Annotated in this window: 1 protein-coding gene; it reads left to right on the top strand. The window is 63.8% G+C overall.

Annotated elements, in window-relative coordinates:
* Positions 1–2 precede the first annotated feature (2 nt).
* Positions 3–390, top strand: a 388-nt coding sequence (locus tag I6F36_RS39355) for an MFS transporter (RefSeq protein ID WP_225173335.1), incomplete at its 3' end; no start/stop codon positions are given.

Raw genomic sequence — 390 nt, 5'->3', positions numbered from 1 at the left:
TCGTGATTGCGAGCAGCGTCGGCACCATCATCGAATGGTATGATTTCCTGATCTATGCGACCGCTGCGGCGCTCGTTTTCAACAAGGCGTTCTTTCCGACCATTGATCCGCTGACGGGAACGCTTGCCGCGCTCGGCACTTACGCCGTCGGCTTTGTGGCCCGCCCGCTCGGCGGCGCGCTGTTCGGCCATTTCGGCGACCGGATGGGACGCAAGTCGATGCTGGTGCTGACGATGTTCATCATGGGCCTGAGCACGTTCTGCATCGGGCTACTGCCGAACTACGCCTCCATCGGTGTGCTCGCGCCCGTCCTCCTGATCCTGCTCCGCATCGTCCAGGGCATCGGCCTCGGCGGCGAGTGGGGCGGCGCCTCGCTGATGGTCATCGAGC

Source organism: Bradyrhizobium sp. BRP19 (genome assembly GCF_020194195.1).
Classification (GTDB): Bacteria; Pseudomonadota; Alphaproteobacteria; order Rhizobiales; family Xanthobacteraceae; genus Bradyrhizobium; species Bradyrhizobium yuanmingense.
The sequence above is the reverse complement of the archived record's forward strand: the minus strand, read 5'-3'. Positions and strand labels throughout refer to the sequence as shown.